Origin of the sequence: Pseudomonas sp. 102515 (genome assembly GCF_031085165.1) — a bacterium.
GTDB lineage: Bacteria > Pseudomonadota > Gammaproteobacteria > Pseudomonadales > Pseudomonadaceae > Chryseomonas.
Window position 1 is genome coordinate 1 of sequence record NZ_JAVHTY010000008.1, and the last position, 25745, is coordinate 25745.

Here is a 25745-nt window from a genome sequence, read left to right on the forward strand (position 1 = left end):
GGACCCCTCGCCCGGCTCAGACCTAAGTGCTTGATTTTCAAGCCGCTTCAGCGTCTGCGCCGGAAGTGGGGCGCATTATAGGGGAGTTTCGGAACAGGTCAACAGTTATTTCAAATTTATTGCTGGCGGACGCTGATGCGGGCAAAGGCCTTCTTGCCGGCCTGACATATATAGGTACGGCCGATCTCGAACAGGAAGCCACGATCGACCACCTCGCCATCCACCTTGACGCTACCCGCCGCCAGCAGATCGCGGGCTGCCGCGGCGTTCTTTACCAACCCGGCCTTGTTGAGAACGGCAGCGACAGGCAGTGCTGCCTCGGCCTCCAGCTCGACTTCCGGCAGGTCTTCCGGCAGTTCGCCATCCTTCATGCGGTTGCCCGCGGAGCGGTGGGCGCTCTGGGCGGCTTCTTCCCCATGGAAGCGCGCCACGATCTCTTCAGCCAGCTTGATCTTGATGTCGCGGGGATTGGCGCCCTGCTCCACGTCGCTGCGGAACTGGGCGATCTCTTCCAGGCTGCGGAAGCTGAGCAACTCGAAGTAGCGCCACATGAGGGTGTCGGGAATGGACACCAGCTTGTTGTACATGACACCCGGTGCTTCCTGGATGCCGACGTAGTTGCCCAGGGACTTGGACATCTTCTTCACGCCGTCCAGACCTTCGAGCAGCGGCATGGTGAGAATGCACTGGGCTTCCTGGCCGTAGGCGCGCTGCAGTTCGCGGCCCATGAGCAGGTTGAATTTCTGGTCGGTACCGCCCAGCTCGACATCGGCGCGCAGGGCAACGGAGTCGTAGCCCTGAACCAGGGGATAGAGGAACTCGTGGATGGCGATGGGCTGGTTGCCGGCGTATCTCTTGCTGAAGTCGTCGCGCTCGAGCATGCGCGCCACGGTGTACTGGGAAGAGAGGCGAATGAAGTCGGCCGGCGACAGCTGATCCATCCAGGTGGCGTTGAAGGCCACTTCGGTACGTGCCGGATCGAGGATCTTGAACACCTGGGCCTTGTAGGTCTCGGCATTCTCCAGCACCTGCTCGCGGGTCAGCGGCGGGCGAGTGGCGCTCTTGCCACTGGGGTCGCCGATCATGCCGGTGAAGTCGCCGATCAGGAAGATGACCTGATGGCCCAGCTCCTGGAACTGGCGCAGCTTGTTGATCAGCACGGTGTGGCCGAGGTGCAGATCCGGAGCGGTCGGATCGAAGCCTGCCTTGATGCGCAGTGGGGTGCCGCGCTCCAGTTTTGTTACAAGCTCTGACTCGACAAGCAGCTCATCTGCTCCACGCTTGATGACCGCCAGCTGCTCCTGGACCGTTTTCATTGGGGCTTCGCCTCTGAATTTCGAAAGCGTGAACCTTATCAAGATGCCCCTGGTAGCCGCCAGCCGGCACGTCGGATCACCATCCCAAAGGGTTGTGACAGCCAGATTTTGATTATATTTTAGGCAGTTATTCACTTCTTTTAACGTCAGATCATCACTTTAGCTAAATGACGAAGCCAATCCCCAAAAGTCCGTTCTACCCCAAAAGCCACCTCGTGGCCGCCAGCGGGGTGGCCGCACTCTTGAGTCTGGCCTTGCTCGTGTTTCCCTCTCAGCAGGTCGAGGCGAAACGCACTTCCATCAATCTGGATGTTGAACAGGACGCCCGAAGCGTCGTGCAGGGTCAGGATGACCTGAAGGAGCAAGTGCTCGCAGATACTCAAGCCGCGGACACCCAGTCCCCCTCCCCCTTTGCCCAGGTAGCCCCGGAGCAGACGGAAGCGCAGACCGCCGAGGAAGCGCCTGCCGAAGAAGAAGTTGCCGCCACGGAGCGTGTCGAGCCGCAGTGGAAGACCGAAACCGTGCGCAAGGGCGACACCCTCTCGACCCTGTTCGAGCGGGCCGGCCTTGCCGCGGCCGTGGTGCACGAGGTGCTGGCCAGCAGCAAGGAAGCCAAGAAGCTGACTCGCCTGCGGGTGGGCCAGAAGATCGAATTCCAGCGTGACCCTTCGGGTGACCTGCTGGCAGTGCGCACCAAGCTCACCGCACTGCAGACCCTGTCGCTGGTCAAGGCCGACCAGGGCTACGAGGTCGAGCACAAGACCGTCACCCCGGACATCCGCAAGGCCTATGCCCAGGGTCGGATCAGCAGCTCGCTGTTCGCCTCGGCGCAGAAGGCCGGACTGTCCCATGACATGACCATGGCGCTGGCCACCATCTTCGGCTACGACATCGACTTCGCGCTGGACATCCAGGAAGGCGACGAATTCGAGGTGGTCTACGAGGACAAGGTGGTCAACGGCAAGCACGTCGGCTACGGCAACATCCTGGCCGCTCGTTTCGTCAACAAGGGCAAGGCCTACACGGCCGTGCGCTATACCGCCAAGAACGGCACTACCAACTACTACACGGCGGAAGGCGGCAGCATGCGCAAGGCCTTCATCCGTACCCCGGTGGAGTTCTCGCGGATCAGCTCGCGTTTCACCATGGGCCGTTTCCACCCGGTGCTGAACAAGATGCGCGCGCACAAGGGCGTCGACTATGCCGCGCCTACCGGTACGCCGATCCATGCCACCGGCGACGGCAAGATCGCCAAGTCCGGTCGCGAGAATGGCTACGGCAACGTGGTGATGATCCAGCACGGCAAGACCTACACCACCGTCTATGGCCACATGAGCCGGATCGCCAAGGGCATGCAGGCCGGCGCCTCGGTGAAACAGGGTCAGGTGATCGGTTACGTGGGCATGACGGGCCTGGCGACCGGTCCGCACCTGCACTATGAATTCCGTATCAATGGCAACCACGTCGATCCGCTGGGGGTGAAGCTGCCCATGGCCGATCCCATCGCCAAGAACGAGATCTCGCGTTTCCTGGCGCAGAGCCAGCCGCTCATGGCCCGCATGGACCAGGAGCGTGCCTCTCTGCTCGCGATGAACAAGCGCTGAGATGGAGCGCTACCTAGGGGTGATGTCCGGCACCAGTCTGGATGGACTGGATATCGCCCTGATCGAACAGGACGAGCGGACCCGTTTCGTCGCCGCCCTGGGCGTGCCCATGCCGGACGCGCTACGCCACGAGCTGCTGGCGCTGTGCGCGCCCGGCGACAACGAGATCGAGCGCATCGCCCGGGCCGAACAGGCCTGGGTCAGGCTGGCCGCCCAGGGTATCGCCGAACTGTTGGCTCAGCAGGGACTGACGCCCGCGGGTATCCGCGCCGTGGGTAGCCACGGCCAGACCATCCGCCATCTGCCGGCACAGGGCTACACCCTGCAGATCGGCGATGCCGCCCTGCTGGCCGAGTTGAGCGGTATCGACGTAGTCGCCGACTTCCGCCGCCGCGACCTGGCCGCCGGTGGCCAGGGCGCACCCCTGGTCCCGGCCTTCCATGCCGATCTCTTCGGCCTGGACCGCCCGCGCGCGGTGCTCAACATCGGTGGCTTCAGCAATGTGACCCTGCTGGCACCGGGTCTGCCGGTACGGGGCTTCGATTGCGGGCCGGGCAATGTGCTGCTGGATGCCTGGATCCACCACAGCCAGGGGCGGCTCTTCGATGCCGATGGCGCCTGGGCGGCGCAGGGACAGGTCGTGCCGGCGCTGCTGCAACGGCTGCTGGGCGATCCCTTCTTCATGAAGAGCGGACCGAAGAGCACCGGGCGCGAGCACTTCAATCTGTCCTGGCTGCAGGAGCATCTCGCCCAGCATGAGGCGTTGGACCCGGCGGATGTCCAGGCCACCCTGGCCGAACTGAGCGCCCGCAGCATTGCCGATAGCATCCTGGCGGCCCAGGCGGTGGACGAGGTGCTGGTCTGTGGCGGCGGGGCGCACAACCGGGATCTGATGGCGCGTCTGGCGCGGCAACTAGCGCCAGCCGTGGTGCAGAGCACCGCGGCCTATGACGTCTCGCCGGACTGGATGGAAGCCATGGCCTTTGCCTGGCTGGCCCAGCGCTTCTGCGAACGCCTGCCCGGCAACTGCCCGGAAGTCACCGGCGCCCGTGGCCTTCGCGTGCTGGGTGCGCTCTACCCGCACTAGCCAGCTCGCTGGGCCGAAGGGGCTGCCAGGTCAGATGGAGAAGGACTGACCGCAGCCACAGGTGGTGGCGGCGTTAGGGTTCTTGATGACGAAGCGCGAGCCTTCCAGGCCTTCCTGGTAGTCCACCTCGGCGCCGGCCAGGTACTGGAAGCTCATGGGGTCCACCACCAGGTGCACGCCATCGCGCTCGATGACGGTGTCGTCGTCGGCGGAGTCTTCATCGAAGGTGAAGCCGTACTGGAAGCCCGAGCAGCCGCCACCCGTGACGAAGACGCGCAGCTTCAGGCGGGGATTGCCCTCTTCCTCGATCAGGTTCTTCACCTTGCTGGCCGCGCCCAGGGTGAACTGCAGGGGGGTCGGGGTGAAGGTTTCAATGGTCATTGCCGTAGTCTCCCGGCTTGCGCCGAACACAATTCAGTCAGGAAATTATCCGCTTGCCCGAGCAAAAGGGTCAACTATTGCGCGACCACGGGAGCCTGGCCGAGATGACCGGAGTGAATGACTTGCCGGCAGCGCCACTCTAATATCGCGCCGCCTGATAAGGAGAACGCCCCGATGCTCTATCTTTGGTTGAAAGCCTTCCACCTGATTGCCCTGGTCTGCTGGTTCGCCGGCCTGTTCTATCTGCCGCGCTTGTTCGTCTATCACGCCCAGAGCAGCGACGCCGTGAGCCATGAGCGCTTCTGCCTGATGGAGCGCAAGCTGTACCGCGGCATCATGCTGCCGGCGATGATCCTGACGCTACTGTTCGGCATCGGCCTGCTGGTGATCAATCCGAGCTGGCTGACCCAGGGCTGGATGCACACCAAGCTGGCGCTGGTGGTGGTGCTGATCGGCTATCACCATGTCTGCGGCGCCATGCGCAAGAGATTCGAGCGCGGCGAGAACAAGCGCGGTCATGTGTTCTATCGTTGGTTCAACGAGGTGCCGGTACTGGTGCTCATCGCCATCGTCATCCTGGTGGTGGTCAAACCCTACTAGGTGCGCGGCGAATCCGCCGGCGACCGGCGTTTCCTGGAGAAAGCAGTATGCAGCGTTATGCCCTGGTAACCGGTGCCTCGTGCGGGATCGGTCTGGCCCTGGCCGAGGCCCTGGCGCGGCGGGGTCAGCCGCTGATCCTGCTGGCGCGGCGCAAGGACAAGCTGGAGAGCATCGCCGCCGAACTGGCCCAGCGCTTCGACGTGGAGGTGCTGTACCGGGTCTGCGACCTGGCGGAGCCGCTGCACCTGACCGGTCTGCTGCACGAGCTGGAGCAGAGCGAGAGAGCCATCGGCCTGCTGGTGAATTGCGCCGGGATCGGCAGCGGCGGGGATTTTCTCGCCGCCGACTGGCCGCGGGTGCAGGAGCAACTGGAGCTGAACATCCTGGCGCTCACCCGCCTGTGCCATGCCCTGGGCCAGCACATGGCGATCCAGGGTGGCGGTCAGATTCTCAACGTCGCCTCGACCGCGGCCTTCCAGCCCATTCCCTACATGAGCAGCTATGCGGCGACCAAGGCCTATGTGCTGCACTTCTCCGAAGGGCTGCGCGAGGAACTCAAGAAGCGGGGGGTGTCGGTTTCGGTGCTCTGCCCCGGGCCGACCCGTACCGCCTTCTTCAAGAATGCCGGGCTGCACACCGGGCGCATGGAGCAGAGCAAGCTGCTGATGTCCGCCGAAGAGGTCGCCCTGGCCGCGGTGCGCGGACTGGAAAGACGCCAGGCGGTGATCGTCCCGGGCTGGCGTAATCGCCTGGGCAGTCTGCTGCCCCGCTTCTTCCCGCGCGCCCTGGTACGTTCGGCCGCGGTGCGGATCGGCAAACTCTTTCAACCCGCGTCAGGGTGATCCCGCCAGCGGTACCTGCCTGCGGGCGGTAGCCGCTGGTACACTCGGGGTCTATTCAGCCAGCAGGAGATCGACGTGGATTGTCTGTTCTGCAAGATCGTCGCCGGGGACATTCCGGCCAAGGTGCTCTACGAGGACGATCAGGTCATGGCCTTCCATGACATCGCCCCGCAGGCGCCCGTGCACTTTCTGGTCATCCCCAAGAAGCACATCGCGACCCTGCATGACCTCAGCGAGGCCGATGACAAGCAGCTCGCCGGCCATATTCTCTTCACCGCCCAGCGCCTGGCGCAGGAGCAGGGTTGCGAGGAAGGCTTCCGCGTGGCGATGAATTGCAACGCCCTGGGTGGCCAGACGGTCTATCACATCCATATGCATGTGCTGGGCAAGCGGCAGATGACCTGGCCTCCGGGCTGAGCCACGCCCTGTCCTCCCTTCGCCCGCCAAGGAGATCACCATGCGCTCCAAGCGCCTCTACTCCCCCCTCGATCGATTGCTGATCCAAGCCGATACCGCCTTGCGTACCCTGACGCCCTTCAGTGGCGCCCCCACCCGCAGTTCGCCGGCCATTCCGCTGAAGGATGCCGAGCTGAGCGACGAGGAACGCGGTCACGCGGCCGGCCTCATGCGCATCAACCACACCGGCGAGGTCTGCGCCCAGGCGCTGTACCAGGGTCAGGCGCTGACCGCCAAATTGCCGGAAGTGCGCGAAGAAATGGAAAAGGCGGCCGACGAAGAGATCGATCACCTGGCCTGGTGCGAGCAGCGCATCCGTGCCCTGGGTGAGCGTCCCAGTCTGCTCAATCCGCTGTTCTATGGCCTGTCCTTCGGTATCGGCGCGGGTGCCGGCCTGATCAGCGATCGCCTGAGTCTGGGTTTCGTCGCCGCCACCGAGGATCAGGTCTGCCGTCATCTGGACGAGCACCTGGACAAACTGCCGGCGGCCGACGCCAAGTCCCGCGCGGTGCTGGAACAGATGCGCATAGACGAAGAACAGCACGCCGAGCACGCCCTGGCGGCCGGTGGCTGGCGCTTCCCCACGCCGGTCAAATACGGCATGAGCCTGGTGTCCAAGGTGATGACCAAGACCACCTACCGCATCTGACCTGCGGCTGGCGCCCACGAAAAAGCCCTGCCTTGGCAGGGCTTTTCGCTATCCGGATGGCTAGATGTCGAAGAAGACGGTTTCCTGCGGGCCCTGCAGATGGATGTCGAAACGATAGGCCAGGCGGCCATCGATTTCGCAGCGGCGTGCCAGCAGGGTGGCCCGGCGTTCCGGCTCCGGCAGGTTGTAGACCGGGCAGCGGGCGTTGGCCTCGGCTTCATCGTCGAAGTAGAGGCGAGTCTGCAGGTGGATGTTGATGCCGCGGGCGAACAGGGTGACGTTGATGTGCGGCGCCATGGGCTGGCCGCGCTGGTCGGCGACCTGGCCGGGCTTGATGGTGTGCAGCGTCCAGTCGCCGGCATCGAAGGTGGTGGCGGTACGACCGAAGCCGTTGAAGGCCTTTTCCACGTCGTAGACCGGGTCGTACTGGCCGGCGTGATCGGCCTGCCAGAACTCCAGGAAGGAATCGCGTACCAGGTTGCCGTTGCCGTCGAACACCTGGCCGGTGAGCAGGATGTGCTCGCCGGGGGCACCGGGCTTGGCCAGCTGGTTCCAGATCTCGACCGCGCGGGTGGGGTTGCCGGCGGCGGCCAGGGCCAGGCCGATGTGCACGTAGGGGCCGGCGGTCTGGGAGGGGGTTTCCGGCAGCAGGTCGTGGCGGTTGGGGGTCATGTCGGCGTCCTCAGTGATGTTCGAAGAACGTCTGCCGCGCGCCGCGGGTGACGATGTCGAAGCGATAGGCCAGGCAGTCCATGGGATTGGCCATGCTCATGTCCAGGCGGGCGATGAGGGTCTGCACCGCGTCGGGATCGGCGATGGATTTGACGATGGGGCACAGCGGGATCAGCGGATCGCCCTCGAAGTAGAGCTGGGTGATCAGCCGGGTGGCGATGGCCGGCCCCATGACCGAGACGTGGATGTGCGCCGGGCGCCAGTCGTTGCTGCCGTTGCGCCAGGGATAGGGACCCGGGCGGACGGTACGGAAGACATAGTTGCCCTGGCTGTCGGTACGGGTGCGACCGACGCCGCCGAAGTTGGGATCGAGCGGCGCCAGGTAGACGTCGTTCTTGTGCCGGTAGCGACCCCCGGCGTTGGCTTGCCAGATCTCCACCAGGGAATTGGGCACCGGCTTGCCGAACTGGTCGCGCAGGGTGCCGAACAGAATGATGCGCTCGCCCTGGGGCAACTGGCCGGTGCCAAAGTTGAGCAGCAGGTCGTTGTCGTGCGGCCCCAGCGGCAGCTGCGAGAAGTCCGGGCCGCTGCGCTCGGACGCGGTCTGGTGCTGCAGGCTGACCAGGGCCTGGCGCGGCGAGCGGGGAATCGAGGATTTGTAGGTAGGCGTATAGGCCTGGGGATGCCAGGTGCGATCACGGGCGACGTAGCGAACGTCGTGGGGCTTGTTATGCATTGGAATGCTCCACGGAAGGATCGGGGCCAAGGGCTGGCTGATCCCAGTGTGGCCCAGGGCGCCACCTGGCTGAATTGAAAGCTGCGCCCTCCCCCATAACCTAGTGGTTATGGGTCAGCTCGTTGGCTACCTCCCGCAGGACGTCGCAGAATCTCTGGGTGGCCAGCGACAGGGGCACGCTGCCATTGCGGCAGATGCCGACCGAACCACCGGCTTCGCGGACACCCAGCTCTACCTCCACCAGTTCGCCACTGGCCAGGTCGCGGCGTACCGCATCCAGCGGGGCGATCCACAGGGCCTCGCTCTGGCGGACGTACTGGCGGCTGAGGGTCGGCGACAGGGTTTCCAGCCGTTGCGGACTGAGGGGAATGCCGCACTGGACGAAGAGACTCTCGGCGTGGCGACGGATGGTGGTACCGGGCAAGGGCAGCACCAGGGGATAGCGCGCCAGGGTCGTCAGGTCCGCCGGCAGTGCCTGGCTCAGCGGATGCCCCGGACGCACCACCAGGGTCAGGGCCTCGGTGTAGAGGTGTTCGAAATCCAGGCCGTGGATGTCGGGACTGTCGGTCATGCGGCCGACCACCAGATCCAGGTCGCCGACGCGCAATTGCCCGAGCAGGTAGGCGCTGGGACCGGTGGCGACGTTGATGATGAGCTGGCGATGACGGTCATGCAGGCGCATCAGGACCTCGGGCAGCACCTGGCTTTCCACCGTCGACAGGACCCCGACCCGCACCAGGCCGCCGGCCTCGCCACCGCGTACCAGTTGCATGCCCTCGCGCAGGGCCTGGACGCAGGGACCGGCGTGGCGCAGGAACAGCAGGCCCGCCTCGGTCAGGGTCACCTCGCCCTTGCCGCGCTCGAACAGGCGCACCTCGAGGATCTCCTCGAGTTCGCGGATGGTCTTGGAGATGGCCGGCTGGGACACGGCGATGGCATCGGCTGCCTTGGCGAAGCTGCGCTGCTGGGCGATCTCCAGAAAGCACAGCAGGTGGCGAAACTTGATACGGTTGTCGAGATTCATGACGCTCTCAAGGCAAGGCTCGGGCCAGAGACTACCACCCGGCGTTCACGGAAAACCCTTGGAGTCAGCAGGGGCATCCTTTGCTACAGTGCCGCCTTGTCTTCCGGAGTCCTCCATGTCGATCCGTGCCAAGCAGAAGCTGCAAACGCGCCAGGCGCTGCTGGAATCGGCACGCCTGCTGATGAACAGCGGCCGCGGCTTCGGCAGTCTCAGCCTGCGTGAGGTGAGTCGCCAGGCCGGGATCGTACCGGCAGGCTTCTATCGCCATTTCAGCGACATGGAGACCTTCGGCCTGGCACTGGTGGCCGAGGTGGGCGACACCTTTCGCGACGCCCTGCGCCAGGTGCGTCATCACGAATTGCAGCAGCGCGGCATGATCGAGGCCTCGGTGGAGATCTTTCTCGGCGCCGTGAGCGACAACCGCGATCAGTTCCTCTTTCTCGCCCGCGAGCAATACGGCGGCTCCCAGGCCGTGCGCCAGGCCATCGCCGAGTTGCGTCAGCGCATCACCCAGGACCTGGCCCGTGACCTGCTCGCCCTGGGTCGGCTGCCCCATCTAGTTCCGTCGCAGATCGATGTCCTGGCCGACCTGGTGGTCAAGACGGTGTTCGCCACCCTGCCGGAGCTGATCGATCCGCCACCCCTGACCACACCGCCGCCGCTGTGGCCGGCGGCAAAGATGGTGCAGCAACTCAAGCTGATCCTGATCGGCAGCAAGCACTGGCGACGCGGCGAGCGCGTCAACGCCCCAAAGGAGGGCGTGGCCCTGCTGGCCGATGCAATGGCGCACCAAATAAGAGCAACCTGAACGCCAGGTCAACTTACAGTGCCCCAGAACCAGGCGACTTGCACGCCTTGGCAGGCCCCTTGCTGTAGAGCTGGGCAAAACTGCCAAGAGTCCTGCCATGCTGGTCGTCCAAAGCCGCTGCGCGCCCCGGGATACCTGGGACGCCGAACTCCACCTCACCTACGACGCCCGCAGCAAGAGTCGCCTGAGAGCCACCACCAGCGCTGGCGAAGACGTCGGCCTGTTCCTCGAACGCGGGCAACCGCCGCTGGCCGATGGCGACTGTCTCGAATCCCGCGATGGCCGTATCGTGCGGGTCGTTGCCCGGCCGGAAAAACTGCTGCACGTGACCTGTGCCAGCGCCTTCGAACTGACCCGCGCCGCCTACCACCTGGGCAATCGCCACGTCGCCCTGCAGATCGGCGATGGCTGGCTGCGGCTGCTGGACGACTATGTGCTCAAGGCCATGCTGGAGCAGCTCGGCGCCCGGGTCAGCGAGATCGAGGCCGGCTTCCAGCCCGAGCATGGTGCCTACGGCGGTGGTCACCATCACTCGCATCATGGCGAGGAAGGCTTCAACTACGCACCCAAGCTGCACCACTTCGGCGTGCGCATGTGAATTCGCCTTTCGCCCTGCTGCGCCTGGCCAGTCCCCAGTTGCCGATTGGCGGCTACAGCTATTCCCAGGGACTGGAACTGGCCATCGACAGCGGCGTGATCCGCAGCGCGGTGGAGGCCGAGACCTGGCTGCGCGACAATCTCGAACTCAATCTGGCGCGCTTCGAGGCACCGCTGCTGCTGGCTCATTGCGAGGCTGCGGCGGCTGGAGACTGGCCGCGCCTGGGCGAACTGGCCGAGCGTCACCGTGCCAGTCGCGAGACCGCGGAATTCCAGCTGGAAAGTCGCCAGACCGGCTATTCCCTGGCGCAACTGCTGCTCGGCCTGCCGGAACTGGATGGCGCCAGCCGCCGCCTGCTCGGCGAGCTGGCCCCGACCTTCGCCCTGGGTTGGGCGCTGGCCGCCCGCGCCTGGGCGATCGCCCCCCGGGCCGCCCTGGACGCCTGGCTGTGGACCTGGCTGGAAAATCAGCTGGCAGTACTGATGAAAACCCTGCCGCTGGGCCAGCAAGCCGCCCAGCGTCTCACCTCCCTTCTGCTGCCGACCCTGACCGCCGTGGCCGAGCAGGCCGCGACCCTGCCCGAAGCGACCTGGGGCGGCGCCCCCTTCGGCCTGGCCCTCAGCAGCATGGCCCACGAGCGGCAGTACAGCCGCCTGTTCCGTTCCTAGGAGATCTCCTGATGACTACCCAACCCCTGCGCGTCGGTATCGGCGGACCGGTCGGCTCCGGCAAGACCGCCCTCACCCTGGCCCTCTGCCGCGCCCTGCGCGAGCGCTACAACCTGGCGGTGGTGACCAACGACATCTACACCCGCGAAGACGCCGATTTCCTGGTGCGCAACGAAGCCCTGGCGCCCGAGCGCATCCTGGGCGTCGAAACCGGCGGCTGTCCGCACACCGCCATCCGCGAAGACGCCTCCATCAACCTGGAAGCGGTGGACCAGCTCAACCGCCGCTTTCCTGGCCTGGACCTGATCCTGGTGGAATCCGGCGGCGACAACCTGTCCGCCACCTTCAGCCCGGAGCTGTCCGACCTGACCCTCTATGTCATCGACGTCTCGGCCGGCGACAAGCTGCCGCGCAAGGGCGGCCCCGGCATCTGCAAGTCGGATCTGCTGGTGATCAACAAGATCGACCTGGCGGAGCAGGTCGGTGCCTCCCTGGAGGTGATGGATCGCGATACCCGCAAGATGCGCGGCGACAAGCCCTTCGTCTTCAGCAACCAGAAGACCGGTCTGGGCCTGGAAGAGATCATCGCCTTCATCGAGAAGCAGGGTCTGCTGACCGCCGCCTGAGTCCAGGAAACCATCCTCAAGGAGCCCCCATGAAACATGCCAAGATCCTCGCCACCGCCGCCCTGCTGCTCGCCCCGGCCCTGGCCTTCGCCCACCCGGGTCATGCCGAGAACGGCCTGGCCGCCGGGGTGCTGCACCCCCTGACCGGTCTCGACCACCTGCTGGCCATGCTCGCCGTGGGCCTCTGGGCCGCCCAGCAGCAAGGCAAGGCGCGCCTGGCGCTGCCCTGCACCTTTGTCGGCACCATGCTGATCGGCGGCCTGCTGGGCTTCGCCGGGCTGGAGCTGCCCTTGCTGGAGACCGGCATCGCCGCCTCGGTGCTGGCCCTGGGTCTGCTGGTGGCCCTGGCCGCCCGTCCGCCAGTGGCCGCCGCCGTCGGCCTGACCGCCGCCTTCGCCCTGTTCCACGGCGTGGCCCACGGTCTGGAATTGCCGGAGATGGGCAATCCCTGGGCCTATGCCCTGGGCTTCGTCGCCGCCACCGCGACCCTGCACGGCCTGGGCTATGCCGTGGTGCGCTACCTGCCCCAGGCGGCCACGCCGCTGGTGCGGCTCGCCGGTGTCGCCACGGCCGTGGCCGGGGGTTGGCTGCTCGCCGCCTGATCCGTCAGGCGATCCCCAGCTGCTGGCGCAACCGCGCCAGCACGCCCTCGTCCGCCACCGCCGGCAGTTGCGCGGTATAGCCGCCAAAGCCGGCGAAGCGACTGGCGAAATCCACCTCGAGCACGAATCTGTTGTCGAACTGCGGCGAGGCCACGGGTGCCAGCACCTCGGCCGAATAGGTGTCGCGCGGATCGCTGCCCAGGCGCACGGGCAGGTCGCCGCTTTGCTGGCGATAGGCGACCCAGGGCGAATAGGTGAAGGCCTCCAGCCGGCCCCGCGCCAGGTCCAGCTCCAGCAGGCGCAGCAGGCCGTTGCCGCCGGCATATTCGGTCTGGTAGTTGATCAGCAGGAGATCCACCGGATGGCCCAGGTCATTGACCATCCGCAGATGACCGCTGCCGTGGTTGTGGCCATTGAGGGTCAGGAATATCTGGTCGTTGCGGCGGATCAGCCGATTCCATAGCCGCACCCCGGTGTCGTTGCGCCGGGTGGAGAGCACCGCCTGGCCGTTCACCAGGTCGACGATGTTGTGCGAGGCCAGGATGGTCGGCAGGTGCGGATAGCGATCCAGCACGCCCTGGGCCCAGTCCAGACTCTGGTCCGAGGGGCACCAGTCCAGGGTCAGCAGCAGGAAGCCCTGTCCCAGCGCCGAGAAACGATGGGCCTCGTTGAGACCGGTGACATCGCGCTCGATGAAGGTGGCCTGGCGCGCCGCCCGTTCGCGGCCGAAATACTGGGTGAAGAGTTCGCGACCGTCACGCAGGCGATCCTCGGTGTAGAGTTCGACGACATCATGGTCGCCGGTCATGACGCTGTAGGGCACCCCGGCCTGCTCCAGTCGTGCCATGGCGTGACTGGCCAGGGCCCACTCGCCGCGCTGCTCGGCGTTTTCCACCAGATCGCCCAGGTGCACCACGAAGGGCAGGTTCAGCGCCGCGGCGTTGTGCGCCAGCCAATGGGTCTGGGCATGAAAGGCCAGCGCCGGCGGATAGCCCAGGTGGCCATAGCGCTCCACCCGGCGGGCATTGGGCAGCATCTCGTGGTTGTTCTCGCTGTAGTACTGGGTATCGGGGAGGACGCCGAGCACGAAGCTGGTGCGCGACGGCAGCGGCGCCAGCGGTGCGAAGGCATGCCGCTCGAACCAGTGGGCACGGCGTTCCGGCAGGCCGTAGCGCTGGGTCGGCTTGCAGGCGGCCAGCAGCGGCAGACCGGCCAGCGCCAGGCACAGCCGGCGCCGTTTGAAATCGGGCGAATCGGTCATCACAGCGGCCTCAGGGCAGGTAGTAGGCCTGCCAGCGATTGTCGTTGAAGCGGCCTTCCAGCACCGGTCGGCGACTGGCCAGCGGGGTACCGGCCAGGGCCGCCTGGTTGTCGACGTCGAGCAGCACATAGGCGGGTCGGGTGACCTGGGCGAGCTGCGCCGCCTGGCCGACATCGAGGAAGGTCGGCAGCGGCACGTCGTAGTCGAGGTTCATCAGGTAGCGGAAGGCCTTGGTGTCCTGGCCCAGGCCAAAGAACACCAGTTGCCCGGGCTCGCCCTGGCGCAGGCTTTCCAGGCGGGTGACGAAGGCGCGGGTGTCGTAGCGCAGCGCCTGCATCGGATCCAGCGCCAGCACCACCAGCAGCCATTGTGCCAGGGCCGCCGCAGCGAGGGGCATGCCCAGGCGGAAGGCACCGCGCTCGCGCCAGGCGGCCACCAGGGCGAACAGCGTCAGGATGGCGAAGGCGCCCAGCAGGAAGCGCAGGTCCAGCTCGGGCCACCAGCCCGCGGCCTGCAGCCGGGGTTGCTGCAGCTTGACCAGCACCCCGAGCACAACCGGAAAGATCACCAGCAACGGCAGGAACAGCCGCCGTACCCAGGCCAGGGCACCTTGCCCCTGCAGCAGCACCCAGGCGCCGAGGGCGGCGCAGGCCGGAATGGCCGGCAGGATGTAATAGGGTTTCTTGAAGGTGGGGATGGACAGGGCCACCAGGATCAGCGTGGCGAAGCCGGCCAGCTGGAGCAGCAGGCGACTGTCCGCCTGGGCCTGGCGCAGCCGCCAGTGGTACCTCAGCGTCGGCAGGGCCAGCAGTGCCAGGGGAAAGGCCGGGGCGTAGCGGTAGAGACCCAGTTGCAGGAAGTACCACCAGGGATAGCCGGCACCGTCGGTGTCGTCCAGCCGTCCGGAGACCTGCATGCGCAGCACGTCTTCGACGAAGACCGGGCCGCCGGTACGCCAGGCCAGGCCGAACAGCAGGGCGGAGCACAGCGCCAGCACCACGGCCCCTACCAGGCCGTAGCCGACGCTGCGCCGCCAGTCGCCCTGCACCAGCCAGTAGACGCAGACCACGCCACAGGGCTCGATCAACCCCAGCGGCCCGCGCACGGCGAAGCCGGCGGCCATGCACAGGAACACCAGGGCGCGCCGCCGGGACAGGCCACGCTGGTCGGCGCTCCACAGCAGATAGAAGCAGCCCAGCGCCGCCAGGGTGACGAATTGATCGAGGCAGATGGAGCGGGCCTTGGCGAGGAAGCCATTGGTGAGCAGCAGCACCAGCACCGCCAGCAGGCCCCAGGTGCGGGACCGCTCGGCCAGCAGGCGATAGAGCAGACCGACGATGGCCGCCGAGGCCAGGGCGGTGGGAATCACCGTGGCCAGGCGATTGACCTCGCCGAACAGCTGGGCGAAGACGTCTATCAGCAGGGTGGAGGTGGCGGGATAGTCGGGGTAAGGCTGCCCGTAGCTGGTCGGAAAGGCACTGGCCCCGTGGCGAAACATCTCCTGGGCGAATAGCGCGAAGCGACCGTCGAAGCCGATGAAGGGCTGCTCCCACAGCCCCAGGGTGAACAGGGGCACCGCCAGCAGACACAGCGCCAGACTTTCGAGGCGCAGGCGCGCCAGACTCGGGATGGACGACACGCGGCAGGACTCCGGCAGGCTGGGAAGGACGGGCTCGCGCCTCGGCGCCACTATCGCCCAACAACCTTAGGGATCGCTGAAACCAGGCTGACGGCAGGCTGACAGGAGCCGCAGGACAGAGCGGTTCGGCTGCGAGGCGGTCGCGACTATGCCGCTGAATTGAATATTTTTCATGACAGCTGCATCCAAAGCGCCGGCTGCCGGGTATAGCCCCTACAGTCCAGCCGACTGTACCCCTCACAATCCGGAGCAAGCGCATGAACAACACCTCTAGCCGTTGCAGCATCCTGGCCCTGACCGCCCTGCTGAGCACCCCGTTGCTGGCCCAAGGCGAGTTGCCCGAGGCCGTCCGCGTCCCCGCCGGCAACAGCCTGATGCTGGAAACCGTGGGCAAGGGCACCATCGTCTACGAATGCCGCGACAAGAAGGACATGCCCGGCCAGACCGAGTGGTTCTTCGTCGGTCCCAAGGCCGACTTGCATGATCGAAAGGGCAAGCAGGTGGGTCGCTACTACGGTCCGCCGGCGACCTGGGAAGCCGCCGACGGTTCCAAGGTGGTCGGCAAGCAACTGGCCGTCGCTCCCGCCGGCGCTGGCAACCTGCCCTATCAGCTGGTGGAGGCCGCGCCCGCCGAGGGCAAGGGCGCCTTCCAGGGCACCACCTACATCCAGCGCACCGCGCTCGAGGGTGGCGTCGCCCCGGCCAAGGCCTGCACCTCGGCCAACAAGGGCGAACAGCGGACCGTGAACTACCAGGCCGACTATCTGTTCTGGAAGAAGGGCTGAGGTACGGGGGACAGCCCGTACCGGATCGGCTAGGCTCGGCTGATCCGGTCGCCACCCTGGCGTACCCAGCCTGGCGCGCCCTCGTGACCGACCGCTCCCCTGATCCAGCCGCCCTGCTCGCCGCCTGTGCCCGGGGCGAGCGCGCCGCCCTGCAGCGCCTCTACCAGAGCGAGGCGCCGCTGTTGCTGGGTATCGTCCTGCGCCTGGTGCGCGATCGCGGGCTGGCCGAGGACATCCTCCACGATGCCTTTCTGCGCATCTGGCGCGGCGCCGCCGGGTTCGCCCCGGAGCGCGGTTCGGCGCGTGGCTGGATGTGCAGCGTGGCACGCAACCTCGCGCTCAACGCCTTGCGCGATCGCCAGCGCCTGGTGCCCCTGGCAGACGGCTGGGAGCCCCTGGCCGAGTCTGCCGATCCGGCGCGAGAGGCCGACGGCCGCCGCCTGGAGGGCTGCCTGCAGAACCTGGAAGCGCCACGGCGGGAGGCGATCCTGGCCGCCTACCTGGACGGCTGCTCCCATGGCGAGATCGCCCAGCGCCTGCAGGCGCCGCTGGGCACGGTGAAGAGTTGGATCACGCGGGGCCTCAAGGCGCTCAGGGAGTGCATGACATGAACGGCGACACCACCCTGCCCCCGGACGAAGAACGCGAACGCCGGGCCGGCGAATACGTGCTCGGTACCCTGGACGCCGAGGAGCGCCGTCGGGTGGAAGGTGCGCTGGCGACGGACGCCTTGTTGGCCGCCGCGGTGGCGCGCTGGGAGGCGCGGCTGCAGCCGCTGGCCGAGCGAGTGCCACCCGTCGAGCCCGGCGCGAATCTGTGGCCGCGCATCGAGCGCAGTCTGGGTGAGGCCGACACGCGGGTCATCATCCGGCGCGAGTCGCTGTGGCAACGGCTGGCGCTCTGGCAGGGTCTGAGTGCGGCAGGACTGGCCGCCAGCCTGGTGCTCGCGTCGCTGTTGCTGATGCGTCCGGTCCCCACGCCAAGCTACCTGGTGGTGCTGGCGGCGCCCAGCGATCGGACGCCTGGCTGGGTGATCCAGACCGCCAGCGCCCATGACCTGCAGCTGATTCCGCTGGGGCGCGATGCCGTGCCGAGCGGCAAGACCCTGCAATTCTGGACCAAGGCCGATGCCTGGCAGGGTCCGGTGTCGCTGGGTCTGGTCCAGCCCGGGCGTACCCTGCAGGTGCCGCTGGACCGGCTGCCGCCGCTGGAAGCCAACCAGCTGTTCGAACTCACCCTGGAAGACCAGGGCGGCTCGCCCACCGGTCGACCCACCGGGCCGATCCAGTTCATCGGCCGGGCGGTGAAGGTGCTCTAGCGAGCGCCCTTAACTCTGGCGGTGGATGTTGAAGTTGCTGAACGCCTGGCAGGTCGCCATGAGCTGGATGCGGTTGATGTTGACGTGCTTGGGCTGGTTCAGCGTCCAGTGGATGGATTCGGCGATGTCGTCCGGCGTCAGGGGTTCGGTGCCGGCATAGACGGCATCGGCCTTGGCCTTGTCGCCACCGAAGCGCACCACCGAGAACTCGCTTTCGGACAGGCCCGGCTCGATGTTGGTCACCCGCACGCCCGTGCCCAGCAGGTCGGATCTCAGGCTCAGGCTGAATTGCTTGAGGAAGGCCTTGGTGGCGCCATAGACGTGGCTGCCCGGATAGGGATAGTCGCCCGCCACCGAGCCCAGGTTGACGATGCCGGCACCGGCGCCATGGGCGATCAGTCGCGGCAACAACAGGCGGGTGCAATAGAGCATGCCCTTGATGTTGGTATCGACCATGGTGTCCCAGTCGTCCAGGTCGCAGCTCTGCGCCGGCGTGTTGCCCAGCGCCAGACCGGCATTGTTGACCAGGGCGCGCAACTGGTTGAATTCCTCCGGCAGGCCGGCGACCGCGGCTTCCACGGCAGCGCGATCCTGGACGTCCAGCACCAGCGGCAGCACCTTGGCCTGCCCGGACAATTCTTCGGCCAGGGCGTGCAGGCGATCCTCGCGGCGGCCGGTGATGACGATCGACCAGCCGTCCTTGGCGAAGCGGCGAGCGGTGGCGGCGCCGAAGCCGGAGGTGGCGCCGGTGATGAAGATCGAAGACATGAAAGATTCCTTCTGCGAGGGAGTTTGGCCGAGGCCCACGATAGCTCAGGGGCATTGGTCAGGCGAATACTCAGATCGCCGGGAATCCAGCGGATCAGTTATAACGCCCTGGTATTGCGAGGTTTGCCGCGCACTGGCGAATTCTTGAACAGTTCTCGCCAGGCCAGGCGCCCTGGGCCCCACGCCCGGCTGTGCCAAGCTTATCCACAGGACGATCCACGGAATTCCTGTACAGAACTGGGACGGGGGTTCAGGAGGATAAGTCCGCCTGGGCGAGCCAGGCGGGCGGTTCGGCCGGCGCCAGTCCGGTGCAGGCCGCCTCCACACAGGCGGCGAGGCCGGCGAAGCGCAACTCGCGACCCGTGAGGCCCGGGCCGTAATGGGCGAACTTGCCGGAATTGGTCAGCAAGGTACGGGCCTCGGGCGGCACCAGGGGCTCGCCGAGCATGCACCAGCAGGTGTCCCCTACCAGCTGGGCGCCGAAGGCTTCCAGCTCGGCCAGACTACCGGCCCGTTCGGCCGCTGCGCGCACGTCTCGCCCCAAGGTGATCACCAGGGCCACCTCGGGATGCCGCTGCCGCCCGCGGCAGAGCTCAGCCAGGCGCCGGCATTCCTCGGCGGAAAAATGTGGATTGCCCAGGGCCACCAGTTGCACCTCACGCGCGGCGGCGCTGTCCAGTTCGGCCCAGGCCTGGCGCAGGTCGGCCAGGTCTATGTCCTCGCCCTCCAGCTCGGGCGCAGCGACCGCGGCCAGGGTCGGCGCCTCGGGCGTCACCCCGACCAGATGGAACAGCGGCGCCGCCGAGGTGGTGGCGAAGGCGGCGCCAAAGGCCTTGAGATCGTCGCGACTGGGCTGGGCATGTTCCAGACCCAGCACCGCGGGGATCCGGGTGGGCGAGCGCAGCCCGATCCAGTAGCCGAGCAGCGGGTAGAAGGCGTCGTCATGGCCCTCGGGTACGGTGACCTGGAAGACCTTGGCCGCGCGGCGACCGCTGTCCAGATGGCAGCCGGCCAGGGGCGCCCGACCGGTCAGGGCGGTGCAGATATCGAGGAAATCAGCGTATTTCTGGGTACGCGCGCCCAGCACGCTGTTGGCGAAGACCACGGCATTGGATTCGGCCCAGACCACCTGCTCGCCCAGGGTCGGGGCGCTGTCCAGCAGATAGGGCGCGCAAGTGAAGGTGGGACGGCAGCCGAGGGCCACATAGGCCTCGGCCAGGGCACTGGCCGGTTCACCCAGCGCTGGCGCCACACCCTGCTCGCGCCAGCGGCGCTGATCCACCGACACCGCATTGAGGCTGGTGGACACCCGCACTCGACCGCCCCACTCCACCAGTCGCTGGGCGAAGGCCAGGCTGGCCGGGCCGGTGTAGATGCAGCCGTCGATATGGGCCTGGGTGATGTCGAGCAGCTCGCGGGCACCCTGCAGGTGCGCCATGCGCACCAGGATCTTCATCGCCGCCTGGACGGCCTGGCCCTCGGCGCCCGCCAGCTTGGCCTGGTCGGTCGCGCTGAGCTGCAATTCGGCAGGGGTCTCGGTAGAGGTGCGGGGAAAGAGGTCTCCGGGCGCACCGACCCACCCATCGTTTACCGCGATCTCGTCCTGCTCGGCGAGGGCCGCGAAGGCCTCGGCGCCCAGGCTGATGACCGGCAGGGAGCGACCGAAGAGTTCCTCCGCGACGATGGCGCCCAGGCTGAGAATCTCGTCCGGCTCGGCCAGCAGCAAGGCCGCCGGCCCGCGTCCCGCCAGCAACAGCTCCAGCAGCACGGCGCTGCCGGTGCAGGAGCCGCGGCCACTGGGAATGGCCAGGATGCGTCCGGCCAGTTCCAGGCCGTGCAGGGGATGGTGGCGATCGATCACCCGGCCGCTGGCCGGATCGACGCCACCCCAGAAACTCAGGCCCAGGGGCGCCCAGGCCAGGCGTCCCCGGGCATGGCCCGCGACCAGACAGCGACCGCGGACCGCCGCCATCGCTAGTGGCCGCCCAGGTAGGCTTCGCGCACCTGGGGATTGGCCAGCAACTCCTGGCCGCTGCCGGTCATGCGGATCTCGCCGGTGACCATCACATAGGCGCGGTCGGACAGGCGCAGGGCATGGTTGGCGTTCTGCTCCACCAGGAAGATGGTCATGCCGCTCTGCGCCAGCTCGCGCAGGATCTGGAAGATCTGCTTCACCACGATGGGTGCCAGGCCCAGGCTGGGTTCGTCGAGCAGCAGCAGCTTGGGTCGCGCCATCAGCGCCCGGGCGATGGCCAGCATCTGCTGCTCGCCGCCGGACATGGTCATGGCGCGCTGGTTGCGACGCTCCTTGAGGCGCGGGAAGAGGTCGAACATGCGCTGCATGTCCTCGTCCACCCAGCGGGTACCGATAGGGATGGTACCCATCAGCAGATTCTCCTCGACCGTCATGTCGGGGAACACATGGCGCCCCTCCGGCGACTGGGCGATGCCGTTGGAGGCGACGTAGTGGGCGTTCTTGCGGGTGATGTCCTCGCCACGGTAGAGGATCTGCCCGTTGCGCGCCTGGGGCTGGCTGAAGATGGACATCAGCAGGGTGGACTTGCCGGCACCATTGGAGCCGATCAGGCTCACCGTTTCCCCCTCGTTGATGGACAGGGAGACACTCTTCAGGGCCTGGATCGGCCCGTAGAAGACGTCGACGTTGCGAAATTCCAGGATCGGCGTGGTCATGCCACCTCCTCCTCTTCGGCGCCGAGGTAGGCGGCGATGACCTTGGGATCGTTGCGGATGTCGGCCGGCAGGCCGCGGGCGATGACCTGGCCATGGTCCAGCACCACGATGTGGTCGGAGATGTTCATCACCATGCCCATGTCGTGCTCGATCAGCACCACGGTGATGCGGTGCTGGTCGCGCAACAGGCGGATCATCCCGGCCAGGGCCTCGGTCTCGGCCGGGTTGAGGCCGGCGGCGGGTTCGTCCAGGCAGACGATCTCCGGACGGGTGCACATGGCGCGGGCGATTTCCAGGCGGCGCTGCTGGCCGTAGGAGAGTTCGCCGGCCAAGCGGTTGGCGTGATCCACCAGGTCCACCACTTCGAGCCAGTAGAAGGCCGTGTCCAGCGCCTTTTCCTCGGCGCGGCGATAGCCGGGGGTGTTGAGGATGCCGGTGATGAGATTGCGGTTGCACTGCATGTGCTGCGCCACCAGCAGGTTCTCCACCACCGACATCTCCTTGAACAGGCGGATGTTCTGGAAGGTGCGGGCGAGACCGGCGCGGTTCACCAGGTGGGTGCCGCCGAACATCTTGTACCAGAGTCGGCTGCCGAACTGCACCGGATTGACGAAGTCGGTGGCCTGGAAGCGCTCGCCCATGATCTTGCCGACGCGGGTCGAGCGACCGTCGGCGGTGTCCAGGCGGATCTCGCCATCGGTGGCCTTGTAGAAGCCGGTCAGGCAGTTGAACACCGTGGTCTTGCCGGCCCCGTTGGGACCGATCAGCGCGGTGATGGACTGGCGCTGGATCTCGAAGCTCACGTCCGAGAGGGCCTTGATGCCGCCGAATCTCATGCCCAGACCCTTTACGGTCAGAATGTTATCGCTCACGGCGCCACTCCCTTGCGAATCGCGAAGCCACTGCGGGCGATACGGATCAGGCCACGCGGCCGCCACATCATCATCACCACCATGAGCACGCCGAACACCAGCATGCGGATGTCGCCGAATTCACGCAGCAGCTCGAACAGCAGGGTCATGACGAAGGCCGAGACCACCACACCGACGGTGGAGCCCAGGCCGCCCAGCACCACGATGGCCAGCACCAGCACCGACTCGAAGAAGTTGAACGAGGCCGGGTTGATGAAGCCCTGGTAGGTGGCGAAGAACACCCCGGCGAGGCCGGCGGTGGAGGCACCGATCATGAAGGCCGAGAGCTTGACCAGCACGTGGTTGAGGCCCATGGCGCGGCAGGCGATCTCGTCTTCGCGCAGGGCTTCCCAGGCCCGGCCGACCGGCATGCGGGTCAGCCGGTGCTTGATGTAGAGCACCAGCAGCACCACCAGGAACAGCACGGTGTAGATGAAGATCATGGTCGCGTTGGGGTTGTAGCTGATACCCAGCAGCTCATGGATGGGCACCCCGCCCTCCTTCGCCCGACGCCCGAATTCGATGCCGAAGAAGGTCGGCGAAGGCGCGGCGATGCCGTTGGGGCCCTTGGTCACTTCCAGCCAGTTGTTGAGCACCAGGCGGATGATCTCGCCGAAGCCGAGGGTGACGATGGCCAGGTAGTCCCCGTGCATGCGCAAGACCGGGAATCCCAGTATCGCCCCCGCTACCGCGGCCAGCACCGCGGCGAGCGGCAGCATGGTCCAGAAGCCCAGCCCCAGGTACTGGTAGCCCAGCGCCAGGCCATAGGCGCCGATGGCATAGAAGCCGACGTAGCCGAGGTCGAGCAGACCGGCCAGGCCCACCACGATGTTCAGGCCCAGGCCCAGCAGCACGTAGATCAGGCAGAGGATGATCACCGTCAGCCAGTACTTGGTGGCCAGGAAGGGAAAGGCGATGGCCACCAGGATGATGATGGGCAGGATGAATCTGAGGTTGGATTTATGTCCCGGCGGCAGTACGTGGACGCCGCCGTCGTTGCGCTTGAAGGACTCGATCCAGTCACGGCCCTGGGCGGTCTGGCCGAACAGGCTGAGCAGGAAGCGGCCGGCCATGACCACCGCGACCATGATGCCGACGCGGCCGGGTTGGACGTTGTAGCCATAGCCGTCGAGCACGATGCCGACGATGGGCCCGAACAGGATCAGCGAGACCAGGCCGACCATGAGGGTGTCGCGCAGCACGACCTTGAGATCGAAGGAGGATGACGTCTGACTCATGGATTCACACCTTCGTGACCTGGGGTTTGCCGAGCAGCCCCTGGGGCCTAAAGATCAGGATCGCCACCAGCAGCGAAAAGCTGAAGACGTCCTTGTAGTCCGAGTTCACCAGGCTGGCGAACTGGGCTTCGGAGATGCCGAGGATGATGCCGCCGAGCATGGCGCCGGGCAGCGAGCCGATGCCGCCGAGCACCGCCGCGGTGAAGGCCTTGATGCCGATGATGAAGCCGGCATAGAAGTCGAAGGTGCCGTAGTTGAGGGTGATCAGCACCCCGGCCAGCGCCGCCATGGCCGCGCCGATGATGAAGACGTAGGAGATCACCCGGTCGGTGTTGATGCCGAGGATCTGCGCCATCTTGCGATCCTGCTGGGTGGCCCGGCACATGCGGCCGAGGGTGGTCTTCTGGATCACGTAGGTGAGCAGGCCCATGCCGATGATGGAGGCCAGGATGATGAAGATCTTGGTGTAGGTGATGATCACGAAGCCTTCGCCGATGTGCAGGCGCAGGGCGCCGTCGAGCAGCGTCGGTACGCCCTGCTGCCGCGCGCCCTGGGCGAGCTGCACGTAGTTCTGCAGGATCAGCGACATGCCGATGGCCGAGATCAGCGGCGCCAGGCGCGTGGAGTTGCGCAGCGGCTTGTAGGCGATGCGTTCGATGGCCCAGCCGTACACGGAGGTGACCACCACGGTGAAGATCAGGGTGCCAAGGATCAGCACGGGAAAGGAATGCAGGCCGAACACGCTCAGCAGGGCGATGCCGATGGCGGCGAGATAGGCCGACACCATGTACACGTCGCCGTGGGCGAAGTTGATCATGCCGATGATGCCATAGACCATGGTGTAGCCGATGGCGATGAGTCCGTAGACCGAGCCCAGGGTCAGGCCGTTGACCAGTTGTTGCAGGAAGATACCGTCCACGATTGCAGTCTCGCGCTGGATGGATGACGAGGGCCGCCGGCCGCCGCCTCGTCCTGGGGCGGAGACGAGGTGGCGGCTGGCGGATTCACGCGAGGATCAGGGCAGCTGGTGGTACTTGCCCTTGTCGTCCCATTCGTACATCACGTAGTCGGAGACCTTGAGGTCGCCCTTGCTGTCCCAGCTCTTCTCACCCAGAACGGTGTTGACGCTGTGGGACTTCAGCCACTCGGCGGCCTTGGCGCCGTCGGTGCCCTTGATGCCGTTGAAGGCGGCGGCCACGGCCTGCAGCGAGGCGTAGGAGTAGAGGGTGTAGCCCTCGGGCTCGTAGCCGGACTTGCGCAGGGTTTCCACCACGGTCTTGCCGGCCGGGTTCTGCAGCGGATCGGCGCCAAAGGTCATCAGCACGCCCTTGGTGTACTGGGCGCCACCGGCGGTGGTGACCAGGTCGGCGGAGACGATGCCGTCGCCGGAGACGAACTTGGCGGTCACGCCCTGCTCGCGCATCTGGCGGACCAGCGGACCCGCTTCGGGGTGCAGGCCGCCGAAGTACACCACGTCGGCGCCGGAGGCGCGGATCTTGGTGACCAGGGAGTTGAAGTCCTTCTCGCCGCGGGTCAGGCCCTCGTAGAGCACCTCTTTCACGCCGCGCTTGTTGAGCTGCGCCTTGGTGGCGTCGGCCAGGCCCTGACCGTAGGTGTCCTTGTCGTGGATGATGGCGACCTTCTTGGCCTTGAGGGTATCGACGATGTAGTCGCCGGCCACGATGCCCTGCTGGTCGTCACGCCCACACATGCGGAATACGCCCGTCAGGCCACGCTCGGTGATCTTGGGGTTGGTGGACGCCGGGGTGATGGAGATGATGCCGGCTTCGTCGTAGATCTCCGAAGCAGGCATGGTGTTGGAGGAGCAGAAGTGGCCGATCACGGCCTTGACCTTCTCGGAGTCCACCAGGCGGTTGGCTACGGCCACGGCCTGCTTGGGCTCGCAGGCATCGTCGCCCTGCACCAGCTTGATCTTCTCGCCATTGATGCCACCGGCGGCGTTGATGTCCTCCGCGGCCTGGGTAGCCCCCTTCCAGAACTGCTCGCCATAGGCGGCACTGGCCCCGGTGTAGGGACCCGCCACACCGATCACAATGTCGGCATGCGCCAGGGAGGAGAGAGTGAACGCAGAACCGATAGCGAGAGCCAGAATGCCTTTTCTGTAAATCTTCGACATGGGAGGTTTGCTCCAGAGGGTGGTTGGCCTTTTCGCCGGAGCAAAGCCTGTGCCATCACCCAGTTGTGTACCGGGCGCAAAGGCCATCTGCCGCCACCGCGACAAGCCGAAACCCCAGATTGCCTGCGGCAAGGGCCGCAGCCAGTGGACCGGACCACCCTTTAGACTTTTGTCTCGACGGGCTCATTAGTCTGGATAATTCTGCAAAGCGGTAGCAGCGGGAAAGGCAAAACGCAGCGGTTTGTTACCAGATAGCAACCCGGTTGCACCTGTTTCGCACCAAAACGTAACACCGCCCCCACACTGTGCCACCAAAGTAACCATGATC

28 protein-coding genes are annotated in these 25745 nt (G+C 66.3%); 14 read left to right on the top strand and 14 right to left on the bottom strand.

Annotated elements, in window-relative coordinates:
• Nucleotides 1–116 precede the first annotated feature (116 nt).
• Nucleotides 117–1316, bottom strand: coding sequence for a tyrosine--tRNA ligase (tyrS, locus tag RCF34_RS21810; RefSeq protein WP_308710066.1), 1200 nt, complete (start codon nucleotides 1314–1316; stop codon nucleotides 117–119).
• Between the two features lie 167 nt (nucleotides 1317–1483).
• On the opposite strand from tyrS, the gene RCF34_RS21815 reads away from it, so the two are divergent.
• Together RCF34_RS21815 and RCF34_RS21820 are read left to right on the top strand one after the other, a co-directional pair.
• Nucleotides 1484–2920 carry a peptidoglycan DD-metalloendopeptidase family protein gene (locus tag RCF34_RS21815; RefSeq protein ID WP_308710067.1) on the top strand — a complete coding sequence of 479 codons (1437 nt, stop codon included), beginning with the start codon at nucleotides 1484–1486 and terminating at the stop codon, nucleotides 2918–2920.
• A gap of 1 nt (nucleotide 2921) precedes the next feature.
• Complete coding sequence (locus RCF34_RS21820; RefSeq protein ID WP_308710068.1) at nucleotides 2922–4007, top strand: anhydro-N-acetylmuramic acid kinase; 1086 nt, start codon at nucleotides 2922–2924, stop codon at nucleotides 4005–4007.
• A 30-nt stretch (nucleotides 4008–4037) separates the two neighbouring features.
• On the opposite strand, the gene erpA is transcribed toward RCF34_RS21820, so the two are convergent.
• Nucleotides 4038–4388 (bottom strand): iron-sulfur cluster insertion protein ErpA, encoded by a 351-nt coding sequence (erpA, locus tag RCF34_RS21825; protein ID WP_007162616.1) that lies wholly within the window; start codon nucleotides 4386–4388, stop codon nucleotides 4038–4040.
• 174 nt (nucleotides 4389–4562) lie between these two features.
• Between erpA and hemJ the strand changes: the two genes are divergently transcribed.
• The 4 genes from hemJ (at nucleotide 4563) to coq7 (ending at nucleotide 6935) form a co-directional block, all read left to right on the top strand.
• Nucleotides 4563–4988 (top strand): protoporphyrinogen oxidase HemJ, encoded by a 426-nt coding sequence (gene hemJ, locus RCF34_RS21830; RefSeq protein ID WP_308710069.1) that lies wholly within the window; start codon nucleotides 4563–4565, stop codon nucleotides 4986–4988.
• A 47-nt stretch (nucleotides 4989–5035) separates the two neighbouring features.
• The gene (locus tag RCF34_RS21835; RefSeq protein WP_308710070.1) at nucleotides 5036–5830 is read left to right on the top strand and encodes an SDR family oxidoreductase; all 795 of its coding nucleotides are present in this window, start codon (nucleotides 5036–5038) and stop codon (nucleotides 5828–5830) included.
• A gap of 75 nt (nucleotides 5831–5905) precedes the next feature.
• Nucleotides 5906–6247 carry a histidine triad nucleotide-binding protein gene (locus RCF34_RS21840; protein WP_017642985.1) on the top strand — a complete coding sequence of 114 codons (342 nt, stop codon included), beginning with the start codon at nucleotides 5906–5908 and terminating at the stop codon, nucleotides 6245–6247.
• Nucleotides 6248–6287: 40 nt separating this feature from the next.
• Entirely contained in the window at nucleotides 6288–6935 is a 648-nt protein-coding gene (gene coq7 / locus RCF34_RS21845; RefSeq protein ID WP_308710071.1) for a 2-polyprenyl-3-methyl-6-methoxy-1,4-benzoquinone monooxygenase, read from the top strand.
• A 60-nt stretch (nucleotides 6936–6995) separates the two neighbouring features.
• Here the strand turns inward: coq7 and pcaG are convergent, their stop codons facing one another.
• The 3 genes from pcaG to pcaQ form a co-directional block, all read right to left on the bottom strand.
• Entirely contained in the window at nucleotides 6996–7607 is a 612-nt protein-coding gene (gene pcaG / locus RCF34_RS21850) for a protocatechuate 3,4-dioxygenase subunit alpha (RefSeq protein WP_308710072.1), read from the bottom strand.
• Nucleotides 7608–7617: 10 nt separating this feature from the next.
• Nucleotides 7618–8343, bottom strand: a complete 726-nt coding sequence (gene pcaH, locus RCF34_RS21855; protein WP_308710073.1) for a protocatechuate 3,4-dioxygenase subunit beta — start codon at nucleotides 8341–8343, stop codon at nucleotides 7618–7620.
• Between the two features lie 100 nt (nucleotides 8344–8443).
• Complete coding sequence (gene pcaQ, locus RCF34_RS21860; RefSeq protein WP_308710074.1) at nucleotides 8444–9367, bottom strand: pca operon transcription factor PcaQ; 924 nt, start codon at nucleotides 9365–9367, stop codon at nucleotides 8444–8446.
• 115 nt (nucleotides 9368–9482) lie between these two features.
• On the opposite strand from pcaQ, the gene RCF34_RS21865 reads away from it, so the two are divergent.
• The 5 genes from RCF34_RS21865 to RCF34_RS21885 all read left to right on the top strand — a co-directional run bounded on the left by RCF34_RS21865 (nucleotide 9483) and on the right by RCF34_RS21885 (nucleotide 12669).
• On the top strand, nucleotides 9483–10175 hold the full coding sequence (locus tag RCF34_RS21865; protein WP_308710075.1) for a TetR family transcriptional regulator: 693 nt from the start codon (nucleotides 9483–9485) through the stop codon (nucleotides 10173–10175).
• 97 nt (nucleotides 10176–10272) lie between these two features.
• Nucleotides 10273–10773 carry an urease accessory protein UreE gene (gene ureE, locus RCF34_RS21870; protein WP_308710076.1) on the top strand — a complete coding sequence of 167 codons (501 nt, stop codon included), beginning with the start codon at nucleotides 10273–10275 and terminating at the stop codon, nucleotides 10771–10773.
• A complete protein-coding gene (locus RCF34_RS21875) occupies nucleotides 10770–11441 on the top strand; it encodes an urease accessory UreF family protein (RefSeq protein ID WP_308710077.1) in 672 nt (223 codons plus the stop codon). The genes ureE and RCF34_RS21875 overlap by 4 nt, the downstream gene beginning before the upstream one ends.
• A gap of 11 nt (nucleotides 11442–11452) precedes the next feature.
• Nucleotides 11453–12067, top strand: a complete 615-nt coding sequence (gene ureG / locus RCF34_RS21880) for an urease accessory protein UreG (RefSeq protein ID WP_007162627.1) — start codon at nucleotides 11453–11455, stop codon at nucleotides 12065–12067.
• Nucleotides 12068–12096: 29 nt separating this feature from the next.
• Complete coding sequence (locus RCF34_RS21885) at nucleotides 12097–12669, top strand: HupE/UreJ family protein (protein WP_282282985.1); 573 nt, start codon at nucleotides 12097–12099, stop codon at nucleotides 12667–12669.
• A 4-nt stretch (nucleotides 12670–12673) separates the two neighbouring features.
• Here RCF34_RS21885 and RCF34_RS21890 read toward each other — a convergent pair whose 3' ends face one another.
• Together RCF34_RS21890 and RCF34_RS21895 are read right to left on the bottom strand one after the other, a co-directional pair.
• Complete coding sequence (locus tag RCF34_RS21890; RefSeq protein WP_308710078.1) at nucleotides 12674–13930, bottom strand: metallophosphoesterase; 1257 nt, start codon at nucleotides 13928–13930, stop codon at nucleotides 12674–12676.
• A 10-nt stretch (nucleotides 13931–13940) separates the two neighbouring features.
• Nucleotides 13941–15569, bottom strand: a complete 1629-nt coding sequence (locus RCF34_RS21895; RefSeq protein ID WP_308710079.1) for a glycosyltransferase family 39 protein — start codon at nucleotides 15567–15569, stop codon at nucleotides 13941–13943.
• Nucleotides 15570–15826: 257 nt separating this feature from the next.
• On the opposite strand from RCF34_RS21895, the gene RCF34_RS21900 reads away from it, so the two are divergent.
• The 3 genes from RCF34_RS21900 to RCF34_RS21910 all read left to right on the top strand — a co-directional run bounded on the left by RCF34_RS21900 (nucleotide 15827) and on the right by RCF34_RS21910 (nucleotide 17672).
• Nucleotides 15827–16354, top strand: a complete 528-nt coding sequence (locus RCF34_RS21900; RefSeq protein WP_308710080.1) for a DUF3455 domain-containing protein — start codon at nucleotides 15827–15829, stop codon at nucleotides 16352–16354.
• A gap of 83 nt (nucleotides 16355–16437) precedes the next feature.
• Nucleotides 16438–16965, top strand: a complete 528-nt coding sequence (locus RCF34_RS21905; RefSeq protein WP_308710081.1) for a sigma-70 family RNA polymerase sigma factor — start codon at nucleotides 16438–16440, stop codon at nucleotides 16963–16965.
• On the top strand, nucleotides 16962–17672 hold the full coding sequence (locus RCF34_RS21910; RefSeq protein WP_308710082.1) for an anti-sigma factor domain-containing protein: 711 nt from the start codon (nucleotides 16962–16964) through the stop codon (nucleotides 17670–17672). Before RCF34_RS21905 ends, RCF34_RS21910 begins: the two co-directional genes overlap by 4 nt.
• A gap of 9 nt (nucleotides 17673–17681) precedes the next feature.
• On the opposite strand, the gene RCF34_RS21915 is transcribed toward RCF34_RS21910, so the two are convergent.
• From RCF34_RS21915 to RCF34_RS21945, 7 genes are all read right to left on the bottom strand, one after another.
• Complete coding sequence (locus RCF34_RS21915) at nucleotides 17682–18440, bottom strand: SDR family oxidoreductase (protein WP_093257140.1); 759 nt, start codon at nucleotides 18438–18440, stop codon at nucleotides 17682–17684.
• Nucleotides 18441–18690: 250 nt separating this feature from the next.
• Complete coding sequence (locus tag RCF34_RS21920; RefSeq protein WP_308710083.1) at nucleotides 18691–20412, bottom strand: aconitase family protein; 1722 nt, start codon at nucleotides 20410–20412, stop codon at nucleotides 18691–18693.
• A gap of 2 nt (nucleotides 20413–20414) precedes the next feature.
• A complete protein-coding gene (locus RCF34_RS21925) occupies nucleotides 20415–21131 on the bottom strand; it encodes an ABC transporter ATP-binding protein (protein WP_308710084.1) in 717 nt (238 codons plus the stop codon).
• The gene (locus tag RCF34_RS21930; protein WP_017640612.1) at nucleotides 21128–22003 is read right to left on the bottom strand and encodes an ABC transporter ATP-binding protein; all 876 of its coding nucleotides are present in this window, start codon (nucleotides 22001–22003) and stop codon (nucleotides 21128–21130) included. Before RCF34_RS21930 ends, RCF34_RS21925 begins: the two co-directional genes overlap by 4 nt.
• Complete coding sequence (gene livM, locus RCF34_RS21935; RefSeq protein ID WP_308710085.1) at nucleotides 22000–23280, bottom strand: high-affinity branched-chain amino acid ABC transporter permease LivM; 1281 nt, start codon at nucleotides 23278–23280, stop codon at nucleotides 22000–22002. The genes RCF34_RS21930 and livM overlap by 4 nt, the downstream gene beginning before the upstream one ends.
• A gap of 4 nt (nucleotides 23281–23284) precedes the next feature.
• Nucleotides 23285–24199: a branched-chain amino acid ABC transporter permease gene (locus RCF34_RS21940; protein WP_007162639.1), complete on the bottom strand. Its 915-nt coding sequence runs from the start codon at nucleotides 24197–24199 to the stop codon at nucleotides 23285–23287.
• 96 nt (nucleotides 24200–24295) lie between these two features.
• Nucleotides 24296–25417: a branched-chain amino acid ABC transporter substrate-binding protein gene (locus tag RCF34_RS21945; RefSeq protein ID WP_308710086.1), complete on the bottom strand. Its 1122-nt coding sequence runs from the start codon at nucleotides 25415–25417 to the stop codon at nucleotides 24296–24298.
• Nucleotides 25418–25745 lie beyond the last annotated feature (328 nt).